The organism is Streptomyces sp. NPDC002130 (assembly GCF_040296465.1).
Lineage (GTDB): Bacteria > Actinomycetota > Actinomycetes > Streptomycetales > Streptomycetaceae > Streptomyces.
Window position 1 is genome coordinate 1 of record NZ_JBEOXI010001117.1, and the last position, 1136, is coordinate 1136.

General features: G+C 64.3%; 2 protein-coding genes. Both read right to left on the bottom strand.

Annotated features, from left to right (window positions below):
* A partial coding sequence (locus tag ABT116_RS48875; RefSeq protein ID WP_351648050.1) for an NAD(P)H-quinone oxidoreductase occupies positions 1-711 on the bottom strand: 711 nt, incomplete at its 3' end.
* A gap of 74 nt (positions 712-785) precedes the next feature.
* The coding region (locus ABT116_RS48880) for an aldehyde dehydrogenase family protein (protein ID WP_351648048.1) at positions 786-1136 on the bottom strand (351 nt) is incomplete at its 5' end.

The window sequence follows — 1136 nt, forward strand, 5'->3', positions numbered from 1 at the left end:
ACCGGTGAAACCTCCCTGCATGCCGATGATCACGAGCCGACCTCCGACGGCGAGGGCGTCTATGTTGCGGCTGAGGTAGCTGCCACCCATGATGTCGAGGATGACGTCTACCTGGCCCGCCAGCTCGGCTGCAAAGTCTTGGTTCCGGTAGTTGATCACGATGTCGGCACCCAGGTCTCGGCAGCGCTGCGCCTTGGCCTCAGATCCGACGGTGACCGCGACCCGCGCCCCAAGCGCCTTGGCAACCTGAATGGCATGGGTGCCGATCCCGCTTCCACCGCCGTGGACGAGAAGCAAATCGCCGGCTTGCAGGCCTGCGTCGGTGACGATCGTGGACCAGACAGTGCTAGCCACCTCGGGCAGAGCCGCGGAATCGATCAGAGTTACGCCAGCTGGTACAGGCAACAACTGGGATGCGGGGGCTACTGCGTATTCTGCGTACCCGCCTCCAGCGATCAGGGCGCACACCTCGTCCCCCAGCGCCGGACCGGCGACGTCCGGGCCGAGGGCGACGACAGTGCCCGAGATCTCGAGACCCATGATGTCGCTGATGCCTGGTGGTGGCGGATAGAGCCCCTGTCGCTGCATCACGTCGCCGCGGTTGATGCCAGCGGCGGCAACGCGGATCAGGACCTCACCCGGTGCGGGCGTTGGGGTTGGCACTTCCTCGACGGCAAGGTTCTTGCGCTCGTCGACGACGATCGCTCGCATGGTTGGCCGGTTGGTGCTCATCGTGCTATCTCCTTTGTTGGTAGTCGAAATCGGTTGGCACGAGGCATGTGGTGTCAGGGCGCGCCGACGGTTTTCCACATGCGTAGCGCGATGTTCATCACGGGCGCCCACACGTTCCACGGGATTCCCGCTGGTGGATAGAAATCCAATCGCGACTGGTGGGCGATGGTTTGGGCTTCGGTGTATTTGAGGATGCCGTCGATACCGTGCCGACGCCCGAGACCGGAGTCACCCATTCCGCCCATCGGCGAGTCGATGCTGCCCCATGCCGCGGCGAAGGCGTCGTTGATGTTGACGGTCCCCGAGTGCAGTCGGGCAGCGACTGAGCGGGCGCGTGTGGCGTCACGACCCCAGATGCTGCTGTTGAGTCCATAGACCGTGTCGTTGGCCCGAGCAACTGCCTC